Annotated in this window: 20 protein-coding genes; 10 read left to right on the forward strand and 10 right to left on the reverse strand. The window is 36.6% G+C overall.

Going from position 1 to position 21960, the window contains the following annotated elements; genetic code table 11:
• Positions 1 to 25: 25 nt before the first annotated feature.
• On the reverse strand, positions 26 to 268 hold the full coding sequence (locus G8761_RS02125) for a YkuS family protein (protein ID WP_166023153.1): 243 nt from the start codon (positions 266 to 268) through the stop codon (positions 26 to 28).
• A 111-nt stretch (positions 269 to 379) separates the two neighbouring features.
• On the opposite strand from G8761_RS02125, the gene G8761_RS02130 reads away from it, so the two are divergent.
• Positions 380 to 511: a YuzL family protein gene (locus G8761_RS02130; RefSeq protein ID WP_166023155.1), complete on the forward strand. Its 132-nt coding sequence runs from the start codon at positions 380 to 382 to the stop codon at positions 509 to 511.
• Positions 512 to 626: 115 nt separating this feature from the next.
• Here the strand turns inward: G8761_RS02130 and G8761_RS02135 are convergent, their stop codons facing one another.
• Positions 627 to 2246 carry an ABC-F family ATP-binding cassette domain-containing protein gene (locus tag G8761_RS02135; RefSeq protein ID WP_166023157.1) on the reverse strand — a complete coding sequence of 540 codons (1620 nt, stop codon included), beginning with the start codon at positions 2244 to 2246 and terminating at the stop codon, positions 627 to 629.
• Positions 2247 to 2614: 368 nt separating this feature from the next.
• On the opposite strand from G8761_RS02135, the gene G8761_RS27605 reads away from it, so the two are divergent.
• Positions 2615 to 2740 carry a hypothetical protein gene (locus G8761_RS27605; protein ID WP_275940678.1) on the forward strand — a complete coding sequence of 42 codons (126 nt, stop codon included), beginning with the start codon at positions 2615 to 2617 and terminating at the stop codon, positions 2738 to 2740.
• A gap of 59 nt (positions 2741 to 2799) precedes the next feature.
• Here the strand turns inward: G8761_RS27605 and G8761_RS02140 are convergent, their stop codons facing one another.
• Positions 2800 to 3402, reverse strand: coding sequence for an SCO family protein (locus tag G8761_RS02140; protein ID WP_166023159.1), 603 nt, complete (start codon positions 3400 to 3402; stop codon positions 2800 to 2802).
• 703 nt (positions 3403 to 4105) lie between these two features.
• Here G8761_RS02140 and G8761_RS02145 point away from each other — a divergent pair.
• The 3 genes from G8761_RS02145 (at position 4106) to G8761_RS02155 (ending at position 7785) form a co-directional block, all read left to right on the forward strand.
• Positions 4106 to 6034: an endonuclease MutS2 gene (locus tag G8761_RS02145; RefSeq protein WP_166023161.1), complete on the forward strand. Its 1929-nt coding sequence runs from the start codon at positions 4106 to 4108 to the stop codon at positions 6032 to 6034.
• Between the two features lie 156 nt (positions 6035 to 6190).
• Complete coding sequence (locus tag G8761_RS02150; protein ID WP_166023163.1) at positions 6191 to 7375, forward strand: MFS transporter; 1185 nt, start codon at positions 6191 to 6193, stop codon at positions 7373 to 7375.
• A gap of 191 nt (positions 7376 to 7566) precedes the next feature.
• Positions 7567 to 7785: a cold-inducible protein YdjO-related protein gene (locus G8761_RS02155; RefSeq protein WP_243449865.1), complete on the forward strand. Its 219-nt coding sequence runs from the start codon at positions 7567 to 7569 to the stop codon at positions 7783 to 7785.
• Between the two features lie 45 nt (positions 7786 to 7830).
• Here the strand turns inward: G8761_RS02155 and G8761_RS02160 are convergent, their stop codons facing one another.
• The 3 genes from G8761_RS02160 to yhfH form a co-directional block, all read right to left on the reverse strand.
• A complete protein-coding gene (locus tag G8761_RS02160; protein WP_166023165.1) occupies positions 7831 to 8016 on the reverse strand; it encodes a hypothetical protein in 186 nt (61 codons plus the stop codon).
• A gap of 822 nt (positions 8017 to 8838) precedes the next feature.
• Complete coding sequence (locus G8761_RS02165) at positions 8839 to 9093, reverse strand: hypothetical protein (protein WP_166023167.1); 255 nt, start codon at positions 9091 to 9093, stop codon at positions 8839 to 8841.
• A 335-nt stretch (positions 9094 to 9428) separates the two neighbouring features.
• The gene (gene yhfH, locus G8761_RS02170) at positions 9429 to 9563 is read right to left on the reverse strand and encodes a protein YhfH (RefSeq protein WP_166023169.1); all 135 of its coding nucleotides are present in this window, start codon (positions 9561 to 9563) and stop codon (positions 9429 to 9431) included.
• Between the two features lie 264 nt (positions 9564 to 9827).
• On the opposite strand from yhfH, the gene G8761_RS26930 reads away from it, so the two are divergent.
• From G8761_RS26930 to G8761_RS02190, 3 genes are all read left to right on the forward strand, one after another.
• Positions 9828 to 12374, forward strand: coding sequence for a PAS domain S-box protein (locus G8761_RS26930; RefSeq protein ID WP_166023171.1), 2547 nt, complete (start codon positions 9828 to 9830; stop codon positions 12372 to 12374).
• Positions 12375 to 12539: 165 nt separating this feature from the next.
• Positions 12540 to 14627, forward strand: a complete 2088-nt coding sequence (gene fdhF, locus G8761_RS26935) for a formate dehydrogenase subunit alpha (RefSeq protein WP_338000902.1) — start codon at positions 12540 to 12542, stop codon at positions 14625 to 14627.
• Positions 14628 to 15209: 582 nt separating this feature from the next.
• Positions 15210 to 16217, forward strand: a complete 1008-nt coding sequence (locus tag G8761_RS02190) for a 3D domain-containing protein (protein WP_166023175.1) — start codon at positions 15210 to 15212, stop codon at positions 16215 to 16217.
• A 715-nt stretch (positions 16218 to 16932) separates the two neighbouring features.
• On the opposite strand, the gene G8761_RS02195 is transcribed toward G8761_RS02190, so the two are convergent.
• Complete coding sequence (locus tag G8761_RS02195) at positions 16933 to 18237, reverse strand: NarK family nitrate/nitrite MFS transporter (protein ID WP_166023177.1); 1305 nt, start codon at positions 18235 to 18237, stop codon at positions 16933 to 16935.
• A 251-nt stretch (positions 18238 to 18488) separates the two neighbouring features.
• Between G8761_RS02195 and G8761_RS02200 the strand changes: the two genes are divergently transcribed.
• The gene (locus tag G8761_RS02200) at positions 18489 to 18635 is read left to right on the forward strand and encodes a lmo0937 family membrane protein (RefSeq protein WP_155899931.1); all 147 of its coding nucleotides are present in this window, start codon (positions 18489 to 18491) and stop codon (positions 18633 to 18635) included.
• Between the two features lie 71 nt (positions 18636 to 18706).
• Here the strand turns inward: G8761_RS02200 and G8761_RS26945 are convergent, their stop codons facing one another.
• The 3 genes from G8761_RS26945 to G8761_RS26955 all read right to left on the reverse strand — a co-directional run bounded on the left by G8761_RS26945 (position 18707) and on the right by G8761_RS26955 (position 20056).
• Positions 18707 to 19075, reverse strand: a complete 369-nt coding sequence (locus G8761_RS26945) for a PAS domain-containing protein (protein WP_243449866.1) — start codon at positions 19073 to 19075, stop codon at positions 18707 to 18709.
• Positions 19076 to 19134: 59 nt separating this feature from the next.
• Positions 19135 to 19596, reverse strand: a complete 462-nt coding sequence (locus tag G8761_RS26950) for an MFS transporter (RefSeq protein ID WP_338000905.1) — start codon at positions 19594 to 19596, stop codon at positions 19135 to 19137.
• Between the two features lie 64 nt (positions 19597 to 19660).
• Entirely contained in the window at positions 19661 to 20056 is a 396-nt protein-coding gene (locus G8761_RS26955) for an MFS transporter (RefSeq protein ID WP_338000903.1), read from the reverse strand.
• 619 nt (positions 20057 to 20675) lie between these two features.
• Here G8761_RS26955 and G8761_RS02210 point away from each other — a divergent pair.
• Positions 20676 to 21956 (forward strand): ArsB/NhaD family transporter, encoded by a 1281-nt coding sequence (locus G8761_RS02210; RefSeq protein WP_166023179.1) that lies wholly within the window; start codon positions 20676 to 20678, stop codon positions 21954 to 21956.
• The last annotated feature ends 4 nt before the right edge of the window (positions 21957 to 21960 follow it).

Raw genomic sequence — 21960 nt, forward strand, 5'->3', positions numbered from 1 at the left:
ATTTAGGGATCTTACATGAATATGCTTATTGAAGCCTGCTTTCAACTTCACGGCATACTTCATCAGCCGATAGTCCGTTTGCTTCAATAACAGAACCTTTTATTGCAGTGTCCTGAATACCCATTACATTTGAATCAAGGCCAGTCAATACACAGCAATCGCAATTTTGCGCATCAGATTCCTGCTTTAACTCCACAACATCATATCCTTTGTCTCGCAGTGCCTGCTGGACATTTGTAAGTGATTGTTCTACTCCTACTTTCGCCATTTCCAAACACCTCCTCCTAAACTTAGCTTGCCTAAGTGGAAATCAATTATTCCTTGCCTTTTCTGCATAACTTGATTCAATCTGCAGGAAGCTAAAAGTGGAGGTGCTGACATGTCCAAAAGAAAACAGGATCCATCAACTATTGGTCTTGCCTCAAGCCAGGTTGAAGGGCAAGGGACCACACAAACAGAAACTGGAAGCAAAAGTGTGTCTTCTTCACGAAAAAAACAAAAAAGAGATTAAAAAAAGGTGCAAAAAGACCAAGCAGGTTCTTTTTGCACCTTTTTAATTTTAAATGTAATGAAGTATAAAGTTTTACCTATTAAATTGTCTAGCTCAGGCGCTTCCGCTTTTCTTATTATTGATACATAAGCGATATTTGTTTTTGCAATTCTGCATTTTCGAGGTACTCATCATAAGTCATTTGCTTATCAACAAGTCCTTTTGGAGTAAGTTCAAAAATACGGTTCGCAATCGTTTGGATAAACTGATGGTCATGCGAAGAGAATATTAATGAACCTTTAAAGTTGATTAGACCATTGTTCAGAGCAGTGATTGATTCAAGGTCCAGGTGATTTGTCGGTTCATCCAGCAAAAGAACATTAGAACCGCTTAACATCATTTTAGAAAGCATGCAGCGTACCTTTTCTCCACCAGAAAGCACACTGGACTTTTTAAGGACATCCTCACCTGAGAATAGCATTCTTCCGAGAAAGCCTCTTAGGAAGCTTTCGCTGTCATCTTTAGGAGAAAATTGGCGCAGCCAGTCAACAAGATTTAATTCGCTATCTTCAAAGAACATAGAATTGTCCTTTGGAAAATATGCCTGAGTTGTTGTGATACCCCATTTAACTGTGCCGCTGTCAGCTTCCATTTCACCCATAAGAATTTTAAAAAGAGTGGTAATAGCAATCTCATTTGTTCCTACAAGAGCAATTTTGTCATCCTTATTCATCACAAAATTAATATTATCAAGAACTTTAACACCATCAATTGTTTTAGTGAGACCTTCAACCCTTAAGAGATCATTTCCGATCTCACGGTCAGGCGTAAAGCCTACATAAGGATAACGTCTTGAAGATGGCCGAATATCATCAAGTGAGATCTTGTCCAAAAGCTTTTTCCGTGAAGTAGCCTGTTTGGACTTCGATGCATTTGCACTGAATCGAGCAATAAAGCTTTGAAGTTCTTTGATCTTTTCTTCTTTCTTCTTATTAGCATCCTGTGCCATTCTTTGAGCCAGCTGGCTGGATTCATACCAGAAGTCATAGTTTCCAACATAAATCTGAATTTTACCAAAGTCAAGGTCAGCAATATGTGTACAAACTTTATTTAAGAAATGTCTGTCATGGGATACAACTATAACAGTATTTTCAAAGTTAATTAGGAATTCTTCCAGCCATTGAATCGCCTTAATATCAAGGTGGTTTGTCGGTTCGTCAAGCAAAAGGACATCAGGCTTACCAAATAGAGCTTGGGCCAACAGAACTTTTACCTTTTCTGAGCCAGTTAGTTCTTCCATTTTTTTTGTGTGAAGGTCTTCTTCAATACCGAGGCCTTTTAACAGAATTGCAGCCTCTGATTCAGCTTCCCAGCCGTTAAGGTCGGCAAATTCTCCTTCAAGTTCAGCAGCCTTCATGCCGTCTTCATCTGTAAAGTCTTCCTTCATGTAAATAGCATCTTTCTCCTGCATTACCTCAAACAGGCGGGCATGTCCCATAATAACGACTTTTAAAACTTCGTCCTGCTCGTACTCGAAGTGGTTCTGTTTTAAAACAGCCAGTCTTTCATTAGGGCCTAGGAAAACACTTCCGGATTGTGGTTCAATTTCCCCGGATAAAATTTTCAAAAATGTTGATTTTCCGGCACCGTTTGCACCGATCAAGCCATAGCAATTGCCAGGGTTAAACTTTATATTTACATCTTCAAATAATTTTCTATCACCATATCTTAAACCTACGTTACTTACCGTAATCATGTTTAAATCCTCCATATATAAATATCTCAAAAATTATATCATTAAAAAAAGGTCATAGCGAATGGTTTTTAGCTGAAGGTGTGAAATTGTATTAATTTGGATATTTAATAGGGGCATTTTGGAAAGAAAAGGGCAGGAGAGGCCAAATAAAGGTCTTTTCCTTTTTTATTAATTAAAAAATTAATTAAACCAAGGTTTGTAATTTACATTTTCCGGGAATAACACCACTATAATTTTGTATTATATTTAACTTTTTAAATGATAAGATGCCTGAAAAATTATCCAATTTTTTTAAAAGTTTTCACACTTTATTCATACTTTTAGTGTAAAATTGAATTTGTGACCAGCAAATAAAGAAGGTGAGTAGAATGGCTAAGAAACCAATTTCCGACCTAGTAAACAAATTAAAAAAAGCAGGAATAAAGGCCAGTTTGACTAAACCGAAATCCAATTATCTTTTATCATTACAGCAGTTAAAAAATAATCCAACATAGTACAAAAGAAAAAAGCGGCCATCCCCGAGGATAACCGCTTTTTTCTTTTCGGTAATTGATTAATTTAGCCGATCGTTTATATAGTTAAATACTTCCTTATGGTTAAATTCTTCTCCCATAGGGAATTTTTTAATAAACTTATTGTTTTCATCAACAAGATAAGTAAAAGTACTGTGTACAAAAAAGCCATTTCCAGGATCGGTGTATTGAAATTGAAGAGCATTTGCTACCTGTTTGATTTTTTTTTGGTCTTTTTTAATAGTTTCTTTTTGTCCAGTTAGGAACTTCCAGTTACTATCATTTTTTATGCCGAAGGAAGACATATATTTTTTAAGTGTATTAGGGGTATCCCGGTATGGATCAATTGTTATCGTTACAAACTCAATTTGTTTTCCAAACGCTCCGCTTTTTTTCAAGTCCCTCTGTAAAAGAAGCATTTTTTGTGTAGTAGTCGGACATATATCAGGGCAATGGGTATAGATAAATTCCACGAGCTTTAGCTTTTTATGGTCATCACCAAAACGATAAGTTTCATTGTTTTGGGTAGTAAGAGCCGCATTATCAGGAATCCTGGCCGATGCATCACGGATTAGGAAAAAAGAAATTCCACCGAGAATGCCAATGATTATGAGCAAGCTGCTGATCACATAAATTTTTTTCATTTTCTCTCCCCCCATAAATAAGATAAAGAACTTTATGCAAAAAAGATATGGATAAATTGTGAACTATATCCATTAAGGACATTTGAGGAGCTTATACCCTTTCTTAATTTGAGTATAAAACCACCAGAGACAAAGCTCCTGACCCTCCGAAGTCATTTTATAAATTTGTATATACCCGGAGAGAATAATAAAAATATCCTAGCTTTTTGTCCTTCCTTGAATTAAAAAATTCTTAGATGACCTTGATTTCTTTATTATAACGATAAAAGCTTAAGGGAAAGTTTTATCTTTGTTACCTGTTTATGAATTTTCACGAAAAAAAGATTTTTTGTGGAATATTTTGTCGAATTGACTATATAATGGAAGTGTTATATAATTCTAATAAATTGATTGATAAAGGAGTATGTTTTATGTTAGGTGCCGTTCTTAACTAATCCACTAATTGGATATCCCGTTTTGATTCTCACAGCCTTTTTGTGGAAAACACATAGGTTTATTTAGCTGTGGTTGAAAGGGAAGTTAAGAACAATGGTCATAGAAAAAGCATACTGAATTGACAAAGTATAGCTGTGTACCTCTGTGTATACAGCTTTTTATTTTGTATTTTGGAAATGTGAAAAGGAAGAAGAGTATTTCTGTCTTCAAGGCCGTAATGACATTGTTCATTACGGCCTTTTTTATTAAACTTTCAGGAGGAACAACATTGAATAAACAAACCTTTCAAGTACTTGATTTTTTAAAAGTTAAGGAAACTGTGTCAGCTTACGCTTTGACAGCGGAGGGCAGGAGAAGAATCGTAGAGCTTGTTCCTTCCATAAACCTAAAACAAATTGAAGCTATGCTTGGGGAAGTCACAGAAGCTGTGGAAATTCTAAAAAAGAGTGCAAGTGTTCCTGTCCATGGCCTAGACGGTGTAGAACTGTTAATGACAAGCTTAAACAAGGGGGTGGCCTTACGTCCGGACCAATTAACAAAACTCGCCGAATTTCTGGATTGCTGTGGAAAGATGCGGCGGTATATGAGCGATAAAGAATTCATAGGACCAAGGATTTCTTCTTATGTTAATACAATTGAGGAACTGCCTGAACTTGGAGCTGAGATTATTCGCTGTATTCGCAATGGTCAGGTGGATGATTATGCAAGTAAAGAATTATTGAGTATACGAAAACAGCTGTCTATCCAAAAGGAAAGATTAAATGAAAAAATGCAGCAAATGGTTCGATCCAACAAATACAAATTATATCTTCAAGAGAGTGTTGTAAGTCAAAGGCATGGCAGATTTGTCATTCCCGTGAAGAAGGAATACAGGAACAAAATTAAAGGGGCTGTATTAGATACTTCCGCCTCAGGGTCAACTGTTTTTATTGAACCTGAAGAAATTGCAGTCTACCAAGAACAGCATGAATGGATGGTGGCAGAAGAGGAAGCTGAGATTCATAAAATCCTTCTTTTTTTAACAGGACTAGTGGAAAGCAAGGAACCGCAGCTAAGGTTATCAATTGAAACGATGATTCATTACGATGTTCTTTTTGCTAAGGCAAAACATAGCAGACATGTGAACGGAAGAACTGTAGCCCTAAACGAAACTCACTATATCCATCTTGTTGAAGCTCGTCACCCATTACTGGGAGATAAAGCTTGTCCCTTTACACTGGAACTTGGAAGACAGGAAAATGCTCTAGTAATTACAGGCCCAAATACTGGTGGAAAAACAGTTTCAATTAAAACAGTTGGGCTTTTAACCTTAATGGCCCAATCAGGGTTGCATGTGCCAGTAGCGGAGGGCAGTTCTTTAAGTATATTTCAAAAGGTCCTTGTCGATATTGGTGATGGTCAGAGTATTATAGACAATTTAAGCACCTTCAGTTCAAGGATCGTTAATATAATAGAAATTTTAAAGGAAACGAATGATAATTCTCTTGTCCTGTTGGATGAATTAGGTTCAGGGACGGATCCAAGGGAAGGAATGGGGCTTGCTGCTGCAATTCTTGAACAGCTTTATGATAAGGGTGCAACTCTTTTAGCTACCACTCATTACAGCGAAATTAAAGAGTTTGCGGATAATCATTCCGGTTTTCTTAATGGTTCGATGGAATTTGACCTTGAAACATTACGGCCAACATACAAGCTTATTATAGGCAAGGGCGGCGAGAGTCAAGCGTTTGCCATAGCATTAAAACTTGGGATTCATCTTAAAATAATAGAAAAAGCACATTTGATTACCTATAAGGAAAACAAGGAGTACCCTTTGGAGGAAATAGATACAGTAGAAAAAAGAGAAATAGAAAAGCAAATCATCATAAACAGACATCAACGAAGAGAAAAAAAAGTGGAATCAGCAACCCCGAAATTACAAAAATTTATACAGGGTGACAATGTTCTTCTTACCAACACCGATGAATTTGGAATTGTCTATAAAGGGCCAGATGAGAAGGGGAACTATGTGGTTCAAGTTAAAGGAGAAAAAATCAGCATCAATCAAAAGAGAATGAAGCTTTATATTCCTGCCAGGGAGCTATATCCTGAAGATTATGATTTTGATATTATCTTCGAATCGAAAGAGAACAGGAAGAAAAATTCTTTGTTATCACGTAAACATGAGGAAGGAATTGTCATAGAACATTTTGAATAAAATCAGGGTCGGTAGGATCTACGGCCCTTTCTTCAAAATCCACCGATATTTTCTGATAATTAGAAATCCTTTGATTTTAAGTACATTTATGACGTGGTCATGTTACAATAAGTAAAGCAAAATATGGAAGTGTGTTTTATAAAGGAGATTTAGTTAATGGAAAGAAAAGAAAGAAGAAATATCTTCTCGCTTCAGGGATTTTATTTGCTGTCCTTTTTCGGTGTAGGCAGTTTATATCCATTATTAAGCGTTTATTTATCAGAAGTTGAAAAATTAAATGGGTATCAAATTGGTACAATTCTTTCAATTGGCCCTATTGTTATGATTTTTTTTCAGCCACTTTGGGGGATGATTTCCGATTTAACCCATTCGCCTACCAAAGTCTTAACATTTACCACCTTTTTGGCTGGAGTTGGTGGGTTTGGTTATTACCTTTTCGGTTCTTACTCTATGTTTTTTTTGACGGCTGTTCTGGTAGCAATTTTTCAAAGTGCCATCATACCTGTTTCTGATAGTATTTCCTTAAAGTTCTCAAGCAGGTTAAATTATAATTACGGGAATATCAGATTGTTCGGATCATTAGGTTTTGGACTGGCCGTTTTTATTATGGGGAAGCTTTCAGAATTTTCTCCCGCAGTTATTTTCTTTTCATTTTTTGTTTCTTTGTCGCTTGCTTCTATTTTAGCTTTTAGGCTTCCAAAAGAACATACAGGAGAAAACGTAAAAATCTTTTCAGGAATGAAAGATCTTTTTAAACTTAAGAAATTTGTAATCTTTCTTTTTGTTACCTTTTTGATTTTTGGTCCTAATTTGGCCAATAACACCTACTTTGGTTTGTTTGTAGACGATCTGGGCGGTACATACACTGGTATAGGAATTGCCTTCTTTATTGCGGTGATGTCAGAGATTCCGTTTATGAGAGTAGCAGGAAGAGGTATTAACAAATTTGGTCTTCTACCCATTGCTGCAATTGCAGGAACGGTCTCGCTGGTTAGATGGCTATTTTACTTTATGGAGCCTAGCTTATCATTGGTTTATGCTTCAGCAGTTATCCAGGGTTTTTCTCTCGGTTTGTTTATTCCGGCAGGATTACAATATATACGGGAAATTACACCCTCACATATTACAGCAACAGCAGTTACAATTTATTCTGCCATTGGTAACGGTTTAGGGAACTGGTTTAGCACCTTTGTTGGCGGATTGATTTATGACAGTTATTCCATTTTTGGGGTTTATCTATTTTTTGCAGTACTTGCATTTCTCGGAGTTTTGCTTACATTATGGCTTATTAAGGAAGAAAAAAGCAGTATGTCTATTCGTAAAATTGCTGTAGGAGAATAAAATGAGCAATAAAGAATATAATGTGTTTTTGCAAATAAGATAAAAAGGAGCTTTGAGCTCCTCTTTTACTTTTATATTCCTGATAATGTAAAGAACAAAATACTTTGTACAGTGGAAAACACCACAAAAGATAAAAATCATGAACTGCTCAGTCCCTTAACTTATTCAATCCATAAATGGAAAATGGTTCTTTGGGCATACTAATAGTAAAGGAGGCGATTTCTATTTTTTATGGAAAGAGGAACCAAGAAGACGCCATTGAAAACATTTTGGTAAGTACAGAAGTTTATTCATGCTCCGATGATTCTTGTAAAGGCTGGATGAGAAAAGATTTTGCAACTGATGATTTGCTTTGTCCGATGTGTGGTAATGAAACGATTATGGAATTTAGAGATCTTCCTAAAATTTAATCTGTTATAATACAGAAGTAAAAGGCCAGCTGAATGTCTAAGTATTTATTGATTTTCATTTTGCTGGCCTATTTCTTTACCCGCTAAATACATGTTGGCTTCTTCTAAATATTTATGTTCATCTACAGAATCGCCATGAATGCTTTTCTTATTAGGAAAGTTCCCGCCGTTTTCAATCGTAATTTGCTCTTTTTCAACAGCAGTGCTTAAATATTTATGTTTATCCGTCATTACAATTTTCACCCCTTTTATAAAAGGTTTCGTCTAAAGAGGATCTATTATACAGTGTTCCATATAGATGCAACGACAAGGAGTAAAAGCGGGGAAACTCAAATCAAAACCATTATCGTATAACAGAACTAATAATTTTAAAAATTTGTCACAAATCTCATTATAAAAATGAATGTTAGTGATAAGATAATAATGTAAAGTAAATAATTTAACTTTTTTTAGAGGCCTAATCATTGTGTCGTTCCGATCATAGTGAACGAATAATTTTCTCTTCTTATATCAGGCTTTCCCTCTTTTGAAGATTTATCTGTTTATTTCGGAAAACTAACAGATAAAATCCTGGGGACGAAATAGAATTAACAAGGTCTGCTGCTTGTATAATGATATTTCTGAAACAGATAAATGAAGGAAGTGCTTGATAATTGGCGATAGGGAAGTGTAAGCCTAAAACTTAATAAAAGTGTTATGTGAATCCAATTAATAAATAAAAAGTCTGCCTCCAACAACTTTTGGGAGGTTAAAGCTTTTTATAAAAAAGCGGAACATACACCTATTGGCTTAATCTTTTGAAATAGGAATAATAAGCCAATAGAATGGTTGGGTCTCTAAAACTGTTAAAAAGAAAACTCTCCGTAATTTTACGGAGAGTTTATTTTTAAGCTAAGCTAGAACTCTTATTCATAAATTCTGAACGCACGACGGTCAGAATGTCCTAGTCAGGCGAAAGGCACACGATGTGCCGTTTTGAGCGTGATAAGAAAAAGTAGGGTAAGGGCTTGGAGAAAGCCAAGTTTTTCTAATAAAAACAATAAGCCCGTCCAATTAAGAAGCTCCTGTCTTATTGATATAGTTTTTCCTTTGAAAATAATAGCTGCTCGTTCCCAGTTCTTCATTAAGAAGAAGCTCCATTTCCTCTAAATCTTCTCTGCCAACAGGAGGATCATCCAGATCCCAATTTATTTTGTATATAAAATAATAATCCTTAATTTGCCTAAAAATAACAGGAGAGTTTGGAAATCGATCAAAAATCCCTTTAATATTATACCTTTTTGTATAGCTCCATTTAATCAAAAACATCTTTGTGAAATATCCCTCCGTTCCAATCTCCCTAATTATAGGCAAAACGGAAAAAAATTCATATAAATAATGATAATTAGTAAGAATTACCTTCGAGTGAATAATAATATGATCTTAAAGGCGCTTCATGAGATCTAGTGTTTTAAAGTTTCAATTGTTGGTTTGTGTAGCTGTATTGATTGAAGCGGAAGTCGAGGAGTTCGGCAGGAAAAGCAGCCCTCCTGTTCGCTTTTTGAAAACGAGCGTCTAAAAACGAAAATCAGTAATCAAACAGTAGAAGTGATCAGAACAAAAAAAAAGAAAACAGGCGGCCATTTGGCCGCCTTTAATTTTAACTATTCTTCTTTTTTGGAAAGGCAGCGGTCACATTCCATTAGATAGGATTCAGCCTGTTCCTGCATATGCTGGCCACATTCTGGACAAACCTTCTTTGGAAGATTGCGGAAAAATTCAACTGGACTTTGTAACATGTTTAACTCCTCCTTTTATAATACAATTTATTTTTATTTAACCTGTTATAGTACAGTATAAACAAAAAAATTAAAAAAGTGTAGACTTTTTTTCTTGTTTTCTAAAAATTTTTTATTTTTGTATATAAACGCCAGTTTTCATATATATATACGATAAATACCTTAAAAAAATATTCCTTCCTATGTTTTGGTACTTCCCTAAAAAATTTCTTTCCATTACAATCGTATTAGAATCTCGAATTTATAAGGGGTTGATGCAAGGGGATGAATGATATTATAAACAACTTTAATCCTTTTTTGATTGTTTTCGCCATAGGCTTGACGATTATGGCTTCATATACAGCACTTGATATGTTTACATTATTAAGGTTTTCGAACAGTAATAAACGGACCCTTTTCCTTGGCGGTACGATTTCTATGGGAATTGGAATGTGGGTAATGAATTTTATGGGTTATTTAGCCGTTGATATTGGACGGTTTTCAAGAATAAATATACCTCTTTCCATACTTTCAATTTTTATGGGTGTGGCCTTTACAGGTATGGGATTTTACACCTTGCTGAGAAAGGAACTTAAGCGCGTTCATTTAGCAGCCGCCTCCATTTTACTCACGCTGGCTGTGTTTTCTATACATCTGATAGGTCTGTATTCTATGGAGATGTCAGCGAGTTACAATCCATTTTTACTGGGCTTGTCAGGAATACTTACTTTTGGTGTCTTTTTATTTTCATTATGGATCCTTTTTTACTCAAAAAACTTTTCTGAGGAGGGCCAGGCTTGGCTTAAACCCATTAGTTCCATCATATTGACTCTTGCTGTTGTAGAAGCGCATTTTCTTTTAAAAAGAGCTTCTTCCGGGGCTTTCAATCTTAGTGGTTTTGCGAATGGAAATTTCCTTCGGGAAGATTTTATTATTTATCTTGTCCTATTTGTTTCAATCCTTATATTTGGAGGCCTGATTGGTTCCAGTGCCTTAATCAGTAAACGTCTGTCTGCCTCAGATACAAATCTTAAGGATATTAAATTAGCTTTGGACGAATCCGCTATTGTTGGAATTACCGACCCTAAGGGTAATATCATTTATGTTAATGATAAATTTGTTGAAATCTCTAAATACGAAAAAGATGAAATAATGGGTAAAAACCACCGAATATTGAATTCGGGCTATCATCCTAAAGAATTTTTTATTGGTCTTTGGAAGACTATCCAAAGCGGTCAAATTTGGCGGGGGGAAATTCGAAATAAGGCAAAAGACGGCTCATTCTATTGGGTGGATACTACAATTGTTCCTTTCCTGGATAAAAAGGGGAAACCAACCCAATATGTATCCATCAGATACGATATAACTAATAGGAAAAAGTCTGAAGAAAGATTGCTCGAAAAAATTAAAGACGTGAAAGACATTAACTTTGCTTTGGACCAATCCTCAATCGTAGCCATTACAGATGCCCAAGGCACTATTACGAGTGTAAACGAAAAGTTCTGTGAGATCTCAAAATATAAACGGCATGAGCTTATTGGAGAAGATCACCGGATTTTGAATTCAGGTGTTCACCCTCAGGAGTTTTTTAAAAATCTGTGGAAAACGATCGGACAAGGAAAAGTGTGGAAGGGTGAAATTTGTAATCGTGCAAAAGACGGCAGCCTTTACTGGGTAGACACCACAATTGTCCCATTTATGAACTCGAAGGGGAAGCCATATCAGTATGTTGCTATTCGTTCAGATATAACGGATAGAAAAACGGCTGAGGGTCACTTAAAAGAAACTTTAAAAGAAATTAGTGATATTAAATTTGCGCTAGATGAATCTGCAATCGTTGCTTTTACAGATTCAAGAGGGATTATAACTAGTGTAAATGATAAGTTTTGTGAGATTTCCAAATATTCCCGTGACGAACTTATTGGAAAAACTCATAGTATTTTAAACTCTGGCTACCATCCGAAGGAGTTTTTTAAAGATTTATGGCAAACAATCGGGAATGGAAAGGTCTGGAAAGGTGAAATACGCAACAAAGCGAAAGATGGCAGCCTTTATTGGGTTGATACCACTATCGTTCCTTTTTTAAATGAAGAAGGCAAGCCTTACCAGTATGTCGCGATTCGAAATGATATTACAGAGCGTAAGAAAACCGAAGAGGTATTGCACCGGCAGGATAAGCTGGCAGCAGTTGGGCAGCTGGCAGCCGGGGTCGCCCATGAAATCAGGAATCCTTTAACTTCTATGAAAGGATACGCGGAATTCCTCCAGCTGGATGAAAAAGATCCTGAACGGCTTGAGTTTCTAGGTATTATTCTGGATGAAATTGAACGAGTCAATACTATTGTTGAGGATTTCATGGTTTTAGCCAAACCAAAAGCCGTTGAACTTGAGGAAAAAAATATTGTGCCGGTTATCAAAAATGTTGTTTCTCTTCTTGAGTTTGAAGCAAGAAAGAAAAATATACGTCTTCATAGTGACTGCAATCATGAGATTATTCAGGTTGAATGTGATGAGAACAGACTAAAACAGGTATTTCTTAACTTTATAAAAAATGGAATAGAGGCAATGCCAAACGGTGGAGATATTGTTGTCAAAACCACTATGGATGATAAAAATGTCCAGATTTCGATTCAGGATACAGGCGTTGGTATTCCTGAAGAAAAGCTTAAAAAGCTTGGAGAACCCTTCTATACAACTAAGAAGAATGGTAATGGGCTTGGCTTAATGGTCAGTTTCAAAATTATTGAAGGCCATAATGGCAAGGTTTTTGTTGAAAGCGAACCGAATAAAGGTACTACATTCAATATCGTCCTTCCTGCCAAAACAGCATAATAATACAAGACTAAACGGGAGACTTCTTTCTCCCGTTTTTTTATTTATTTTTTACCTATAAATCAGAGGAGGTATAAATTTGGTAGTGCTTTAATTGTTGTTTTATTGCCATATATTTTTTCGGCAATTAAAACAGAATGAATTAATATGTTTATATAAGTACTTATGTTTTTATTGGAGGGGAAACGAGTGGGGGAGCCAAAATTTATTAAAACCGTTTGCGGGTACTGCGGCACCGGCTGCGGATTAATTGCAGAAGTTCAGGACAACAGAATTAAGAAAATCCGTGGTGATAAGGATGCCCCAGTGAATAAAGGACAAACCTGTGTTAAGGGCGCATTTGCCTATGAGTACGTTCATGCAGAAAAAAGACTCAAGTCACCTATGTTACGGAAATCTGGTCAGCTTACAGAAGTAACATGGGAGGAAGCCTACGATTTTATTGCTAAAGGGTTAGCCAAAATTAAATCGGAGTGGGGCGGTAAAGCGATTTCCATGTTTGCGTGTGCAAGAACAACAAATGAATCCAATTATATTACTCAAAAATTCATGAGGACTGTCCTCGACAGCAATAATATAGACGGATGTAACCGTACGTGACACGCTCCAAGCGTTGCCGGTCTGGCAACTATTTTTGGCAGTGGATTCCCCACAAATACACTGGATGATTTTTATGAAGCAGATGTATTATTATTGTTTGGCTCTAATACAACCGAGGCCCATCCTATAATTGCTAACCGAATAAAGAAAGCAGTAAAAGCAGGCCTAAAAATGATCGTTATTGACCCGAGAAAAATTGATATGGTTAAATCAGCCCACCGACATCTCCAAATAAATATAGGCACAGATATTGCTTTAATAAATGCCTTGATTCGAATCATATTAAAAGAAGGACTGTATAACCCAGACTTCATTTTTAAATATACTAATGATGTAGAGGTATTAAGAGAAAAAGTTGAACTTTATACTCCTGAATATGCATCAGCTATTACAGGGATAAGTCCTGAAGATATTATCGACACTGCAAGAGAGTATGCTGGCGCAGGAAGCGCGATGATTGCCTACACTCTTGGAATTACCGAACATCATTGCGGTGTAAATAATGTGTTTGATATTGGTAACTTAGCGCTACTTACGGGGAATATCGGAAAAAAGGGCAGTGGAATAATGCCCTTAAGAGGCCAGAACAATGTACAGGGCGCAGGTGATATGGGGTGCCTTCCTAATCAGCTGCCAGGTGCCATGAGTATTGTAAAGGAAGAAAACAGGCTAAGATATGAAAAAGAATGGAAGGTTACAATTAATAAAGAAGTGGGAGATACTCAAACAAGAACCTTTGACCGTCTCGAGGCAGGCGAATTAAAGGCAATGTATGTAATAGGAGAAAATCCCTTAATGGCTGATGTTCATATGAACCATACAAAAAAGCTTCTCGAAAAACTTGATTTGCTAATTGTGCAGGATATTTTTCTCACTGAAACTGCTGAACTGGCAGATGTCGTTCTCCCTGCATGTTCCTGGGGAGAGGTGGACGGAACATATACAAATACAGATAGAAGGATTCAGAGAGTCAGGAAGGCAGTAGAACCCCATCCAAACACAAAAGAAGACTGGAAGATACTTTGCGAGCTATCTACGAAAATGGGATATCAGTTGGACTACCATAACAGCGAGGAGATTTGGGATGAAATCCGCAGGCTCGCATGGGAGATGTACGGAGGAATTTCGTATACAAGGCTTGACCAGGAGTACAGTTTGCATTATCCTTGTCCCGATGAATCACACCCTGGAACATTGATTATGCATGAAAGGTTTTATCAGGAAGGAATGGAGGCTTCTAAATCTCCATTTATACCAGTAGATTATACTCCCCCACTGGAACTGCCTGATAAAGAGTATCCTTTTATGCTGACAACTGGAAGAAGGTATGAGTCGTACAATACTCATTCCCAAACTAAATACTACGCTAATGGTGTAAAGCTTAAACAAACAGAGGAAACTGTTGATATTCATCCTCAGGATGCTGCAATGCTTAAAATAGAGAATGCGGAAACAGTATTGGTTGAATCACGCCGAGGAGAAGTAAAAGTTAAAGCAAAGATAACGGAACAGGTGGTTCCTGGATTGGTGTTTATGAGCTTCCACTGGAGTGAGGTACCAACCAATGTCCTAACACTTAATGAATTTGATCCTGTTTCAGGAACTGCAGAGTTTAAAGCATGTGCAGTTAAGATCCGAAAATTGGATGAGTAAATACTAAAAAAGTCGGCTGCCAAGTGGCGTCGGCTTTTTATGAAAAATGATAATTGGTCAAAAGGTAAGTTGAAAAGACTAATAAAGAATTTAGCAATACAAAAATCATTTGATCAAGCCTTGTCTTGTGAAGATTAATAGGCGGAGTTTTGGTAAACTATTTAATGCGCTTCAGCAAATAAAAGTGTAAGAATCATTATTAAGAAGTAAATCATTTTTCTCCTCAGGATTTTACATATAAATAAAAGAATAATACTTTGTGATTTTTTTACATAAAAAATATACAAATTATATTCACGAAGTAGGCGCATTGAATTTAGACGTTTTTATGAAGTTTTCACTATGTTTATGTTGGAAACTTGAAAACAAAGGATTTGAAAAACCCCTTTTTTAAATATTTCCAGAGATGGAGTGTTAGTCCTAAAAACCATAAATATAGTTTGAATATTCAGTTATTTTGAAATGTTATCGTAATATAGCTGCCATTCTTGTAACCATTTTATAACACGCCTGTTCTTTGTATTTCAGTTTTTCATGTTAAGATATTTTATGTTAGCTGCTTAGAACATGGGAGGTAAGAAAATGAAAAAAACATTTAAAACATTAATAGCAGTCGCTGCACTCTCAGGAACTGTAGGTGCTAATGTACAGGCGGCAGAAGTCACAGTAAATAAAGGCGATTCACTCTGGAAGATTTCTAAAGTACATAACGAGTCTGTAGAACACATAATGAAATGGAATAACTTATCTACTGATTTAATTCATCCGGGGGATGTCCTTACAGTTTCACCAGAAGCAAACTACTTGGTGAAAGATGGAGATACTTTATGGGATATTGCTAAAAACTATGGTGTTACTTTAAATGAACTTATGGGCTGGAATCAGCTACATGGTGATTTAATTAAACCAGGCCTAAATTTAGAAATATTTAAGAGCGGTCATAACATTGTAAAAGAAGCTGCAATCCAGCAAGCCAAGCCTGCAGTTCAGGTAAAAGCACAAAGTACGGCTAAAGCTCAAAGTACGCCTGCAGTAAAACCGGCTGTTGCACCTGCTTCCAAGCCTGCAGTTACAAAGCCAGCTGTAGCCCAGCAGCCAAAAGCTGTTCAGCCTGTAAGCAAACCGGCACCAGTTGAAAAACCAGATGTACCAGCAGTCAAACCAGCTGCACCAGCTCCGGCTCCAAAACCGGCACCAGCACCGGCGCCAAAACCGGCACCAGCACCAGCGCCAAAACTGGCACCAGCACCAGCGCCAACTCAGCCTGAAACTTCTACTGCCAAAACAGAAGCAGTTGAAGGTAAAGTTATTACAGTTAAAGCTACAGCTTATACTGCATCTTGTGAAGGCTGCTCTGGAGTGACAGCTACTGGTATTAATCTTAAACAAAATCCAAATGCCAAGATTATTTCTGTGGATCCGTCAGTTATCCCTCTAGGAACCAAGGTATATGTAGAAGGATATGGATATGCAGTTGCAGGAGACACTGGCGGCGGTATTAAAGGTAATGAAATTGATGTCTTTATTTCATCACAAGATGAAGCGGTGAAATGGGGTTCAAGACAAATAAAAGTTACTCTTCTAGATTAATAGAATAAAAGAGCTAGAGGTTGTCCTTTATGGGACAACCTTTTTAGTATTGAGTGGTATACCCCTTTGGATAAACAAGAAAGACATTCTAGTAAATAAACGATTTTTTGCTAAAATAAGTTTCTAATTTATATATTTTTTAAAAAAGTTCTATTTTTAATAAAATTAGACTCTATGCATTTAGCAATACGCAAGATTTTTGACGAATATACCCCATAAAGCTTCAAATCAAAATTGATAAGGTAAATGCACGATTTTATCAAAAGAATGCACTAATTTACTAAAGAATGCCCGACTTGCTAGTGAAATGCCCGACTTGCTAGTGAAATGCCCGACTCCGCTTGCCCGAACACGACTTATTAAAAGAATGCCCGAACACGATATATTAATTGAATACCCGACCTTGAAAAAGAAATGTACTACTTCGCTTTAGCGATTTAAAAATGCTTTTCACTTAAAATGATAAACCTTATTTGCTATCTTCATACCTTTTTAAGAAGGTAAATAAACTCTCGCACAAAAGATGCCACTTTTTAACAACAGTCTCGTATTTAAAAAGTAGTGGTGATTTTTAACAATGTTGCTGAAGGCGGAGACTCGAGAGGGGTGGCCCCGCAGGAGCGAAGTGATGACGAAACTTCAAAGTCACCCGAGGAATGCGGGTGTATTTAGCAAAAAGTTTATACAGCGTCTAACAACAAAAAAACAGACCGGATTAACCGGCCTGCTTTACCATTTGACTAACAGCTGTAGTGGCTTTCCTTTGATAGAAGTACCAGTTTAGAGCAAATGAGACTACGTAGAAAGCAATGAAGAAGTAAAAAGCTGTTACAGGAGTACCAGTTGCCTTTACAGACCAGCCAAATAACTTAGGAATAAAGAAGGAACCGTATGCTGCAAATGCTGCTGAGAAACCGATAACAGGAGCAGCTTCTTTAGGAATAAAGATAGTTGGAATCATTTGGAATGTAGAACCAGAACCGATTCCTGAAGCAAGGAAAAGAAGAAGGAAAGCTCCTAAAAATCCGCCAAATTGTTTTCCATTCAGGAAGTAAATTACTCCAACTGCCCCAATAGCCATAACCACAAGAACATAAGCTGTAACCTTAGCTCCTCCCATTTTATCAGCCAGCCATCCTCCTACCGGCCTTGCAGCAGCTGCAACCAGTGCACCTAGGAAAGCAAGGGAGAGATGTTCTGGGAATTGGGATTTTAATAAAAGCGGGAATGCTGCTGAATAACCAATGAATGAACCGAATGTTGCCACATATAGAGTTGTCATAATCCAAGTATGCTTGCGTTTTACAATAACAAATTGATCTGCTACTGACTGTTTCGCATTAGGAAGATTATCCATCTTAAAAGCTGCAAGCAATGTCATAACAATAATAGGAATAACCCAGATAAAAGCTGCATTTTGAAGCCATACATGCTGGCCATTAGATAATACTTGTTTACCGCCAACTAGGGCAAAGGTTCCAGATGTAATAATTAATGGTGTAACAAATTGAACTACAGAGACACCCATATTTCCTAAACCACCGTTAATTCCGAGGGCAGTACCTTTTTCCTTTTTTGGGAAGAAGAAGCTGATGTTAGCTGATGAAGATGAAAAGCTTCCTCCGCCAAGCCCGCAAAGCGCAGCTAGTAAAAGCATAATAGTAAATGGTGTTTCAGGATTTTGAACTGCGAACCCAATGCCTATTGCAGGAATCAGCAATAATCCAGTTGAAATTACAGTCCAATTTTTACCTCCAATTGAACCTGCTGCAAAAGTGTATAGGAAGCGTAGTGTTGCACCTACAAGACCTGGGATAGCTGCCAGAGTGAATAATTGTTCTTCTGTAAAATGGAAGCCAATATCATTTAAGCGAACAGCAACCACAGACCAGATCTGCCAGACTATAAAAGCAAGCATCAGAGATGGAACTGAAATCCATAAATTCCTTTGTGCATGTTTTTTTCCTTCCTCTTTCCAGAACTTTTTATCTTCTGGATTCCAATAAGTAATTCCTGCCATTGTAATTCTCCTCCATGTATTTCATTTTTGTTTTTATTAGTGGGTTATTTATATTGTTTATAATAATGAGAATGGTTTCGAAAAATTGTGACGTACCTCACAAAAGCTGTGAAGGAAATGTGAACTCAATTAGAAAGACAAAAAATTGTAACGTTTTTACAAGAAGGCTGTAAATTAACCAATTAATAATTGTTTTTAAAAAGTAAAAGAGGGGTAGTATACTTCTAAACACACAAGAAAGGATGAATATTATGCTTTGGACAATAGCAGCAATTTTACTTGTTTTATGGGTATTGGGTCTTGTTTTCCACATTGCCGGAGGACTAATACATTTTCTACTGGTAGCCGCAGTGGTAGTTTTCATCTTCAATTTTATTAGAGGCAAGGCATCACGATAGATTGTAATTGAAAGTTTTAACTTAAAAAACTATTCACAAAAAAGGCCTTCCGCTTAGCGGAAAGCCTTTTTCTATTCTTCCTTTGAATGAATCTCCGTGAACATACCTACATAATTTTGTGTTTCACCTGCTTCATTTTTGATGGCGGTGATGGTCAAGTCTTCCTTATAAGATTCCCCGTTTTTGCGTTTATTCCAAATTTCACCGTTCCAGATTCCGTTTTTGCTGAAAATTCTCCCACATTTTTCTATAAAAACGTGTTCACCTGATTGAAGGACGCTTAGAGTTTTTTTTATTACATCCTCATGTGAGAAACCAGTAATTCTAGAAAAAGATGAATTAACCTTTTGGATTATTCCCTCTGAGTCAGTTATGAGAATTCCTTCAAATGAATGGTCAATAATTTTTTCAGCTAGTTTTAACTTATCCTGATAGAACATCCAAAAAACCAATATTAAACTGGCTAGGGAAAACTCAATAAAGTCATAAACCCAATAGCTTAATGACCTGTTAAACTAAATAAAAGAGTAAGGATTAACGGAGGGAAGAAACAACCTATTCCGCCGCAGGCACTTACTATTCCATTAACCAACCCTGCCTGTTTCGAAAAGTATACCGGCACTATTTTAAAAATTGCTCCGTTCCCAATTCCTGCGCAAAAGGCCACAAGGAGACATCCAAAAGAATATATAGGTAAAGAAGGTGTAAAGGATAAAAGGAAACCAGAGAATGTTAATCCAGCAAAAACCGCCATTAATATGAATAATGAATTGATTTTGTTACCAAGCCACCCACCAACAGTCCTAAATATAGTAGCAATTGCAATAAATCCCGCTGTCCTAATCCCAGCATCAATTTTGTTTAAATCAAATTGATTAATTAAAAAGGAAGGAAGGTAAATAGTAAATGCAACAAAGGAGCCAAAGGTTATAATATAAAATAAACAAAGTAACCATAATATTCAGTTATCTCTAACTTCAATGAATTGATCATAAAATGGTACACTTACTCTCTTTTCTTTGCGATCACCAATTAAGAAGGTTAAAAAGATAAAAATAACTATTCCAGCAAAGAAAATGGCTGTAGTCCTTCTCCAGCCAAAAGAAGCTGCAAAGATTTGCGATAAAGGCTGTGAGAGCCGTTCCAATATTTCCTGAGCCATAGATACCATTAATTAATCCTTGTTTTTCTTTTGGATAGTATTTAGGAAGCGAGGTAACTCCTACTGAAAAAAGAGCCCCGCCTACTACTCCCAAAAGAACCTCGCCAATAAGCAGTGTAAAGAGGGATGTGGCAAAATAAATTATAGCAATAGGAATAAGAAGAATAACAAAACTCCAGAGAAATAGGACCCTTGCTCCATATTTATTTGTCCAGTAACCAATAGGTATTCTTAGCAAGGAGCACAGAACGACTGGCACCGCAGTACCCAAGACTGTTGGGTTAGTGATAGAGGTATATCTTTCTTAATAAAAGGCATTAGGGAAGAAAGCAGTACCCAAACCATAAAGCCAGCAATCAGGTTTGCCGTTTGCAAGAAAAGCTGTTTTTTTTTCGATTGTCATTTCATTCCCCATTGAGGTCAAATTCTTTGTCCTTAAAAAACCTAATCATATTTAAACCTGAGTGTATTTCGAATTAAAAATACCACATGTTTAGAATGGAAGAAAAGCCTATTTTAATAATCATATTTTATAGTTCTAAATATTCAAAAATAAAATCCTGACAGCAGTTGGCTTGTTTGTTAATATTGGTAGTAGTATATTTTTCCTTGTATAAATAATTTCGCTTAATCTTCAAAAGCGGGGAAACCAACACATGGTAATCCACTTGGGGTGATTCCCATTTGAGAATAATGCATGCCTTAAGGCATTTTTTCAGGAGGGAGGCCGAAACTGACAGCTAACTTCATAAGCAATCTGGGAAAATCAATTAAAAAGGCTGTAAACTTCCTTGGTATTCCCAGGTGTTTTTTGTTTTATGGGAATACATTCCGGGAGAAAGCCAAAAAATAAGGTTACAGAACTGGAGTGAAAAGGGTTGGAAGCACAAGAAAGTATTGCACTTATTATTTTTCTAGTTACATACGGATTTATTATTTCTGAAAAAATACATAGGACCATTATATCAATGATTGGCGGAATCCTTATGGTAGCACTCGGTGTACTAGACCAGGAAAGCGCCTTGCATCACATTGATTTTAATACAATTGGATTATTAATCGGAATGATGGTAATTGTAGGGATTACTTCTCAAACAGGTGTTTTTGAGTTTATTGCTGTCTGGTCTGCACAAAAGGTAAAAGGAAATCCCCTCAGTATACTAGTGGCATTAAGTATATTCACAGCAATAGCTTCAGCATTCCTTGATAACGTGACAACCGTTTTGCTTGTTGTTCCTGTTACGTTAAGCATAACAGTTCAGCTTAAAGTGAATCCAATGCCATATCTAATTTCGGAAATATTTGCCTCAAATATTGGGGGCACAGCCACAATGATTGGTGACCCTCCCAATATTATGATCGGAAGCGCTGTTAAAAAGCTGACTTTCTTGTCTTTTATCAACAACCTTACGCCTGTCATTATCATAATTATGATTGTAACTCTATTTATTCTTACGCTCATATATAGAAAGCAATTAAAAACAACACCGGAATTAATCGACAGTCTGTTGGAAAAAGATCCTTATTCAGAAATTCGAAACAAAGCACTTTTAAGAAAATGCCTTATTGTTATTGTTCTTACAATAGGCGGGTTCTTTCTTCATCAATTAATAGGCATTGAAACAGCTACAATTGCTTTGGCTGGCGCATTTCTGCTTCTGTTGATTACTGGTGATAAGTATTTGGAAAAGGCACTTGAAAAAGTGGAATGGACAACCCTTTTCTTTTTTATTGGACTGTTTGTGATTGTCGGCGGGCTTGTTGAAACGGGATTAATAGCTTCGGTTGCAAGAGAAGCAATGTCTTGGACTGGGGGAGAACTAAAATCCACAACTTTACTAATTCTCTGGATGAGTGCCATCGTCTCTTCCTTCGTAGATAATATCCCTTTTGTTGCTACCATGATTCCTATGATTAAAGAGATGGGGAATTTGGGTATTAACAATTTAGACCCGCTTTGGTGGAGTTTGTCCCTCGGTGCCTGTCTTGGAGGGAACGGTACATTGATTGGAGCTTCTGCCAACCTGGTGGTTGCGGGGCTTGCAGCAAAAGAAGGCCATAATATTTCTTTTGTTAAATTTCTTTTTATTGGTTTTCCATTAATGCTGGTTTCGATTTTCATTTCAATGATTTATGTCTATCTCAGATATTTGCTATAAAAAA

Origin of the sequence: Neobacillus terrae (assembly GCF_011393025.1) — a bacterium.
Taxonomy (GTDB): Bacteria; Bacillota; Bacilli; order Bacillales; family Cytobacillaceae; genus Neobacillus_A; species Neobacillus_A terrae.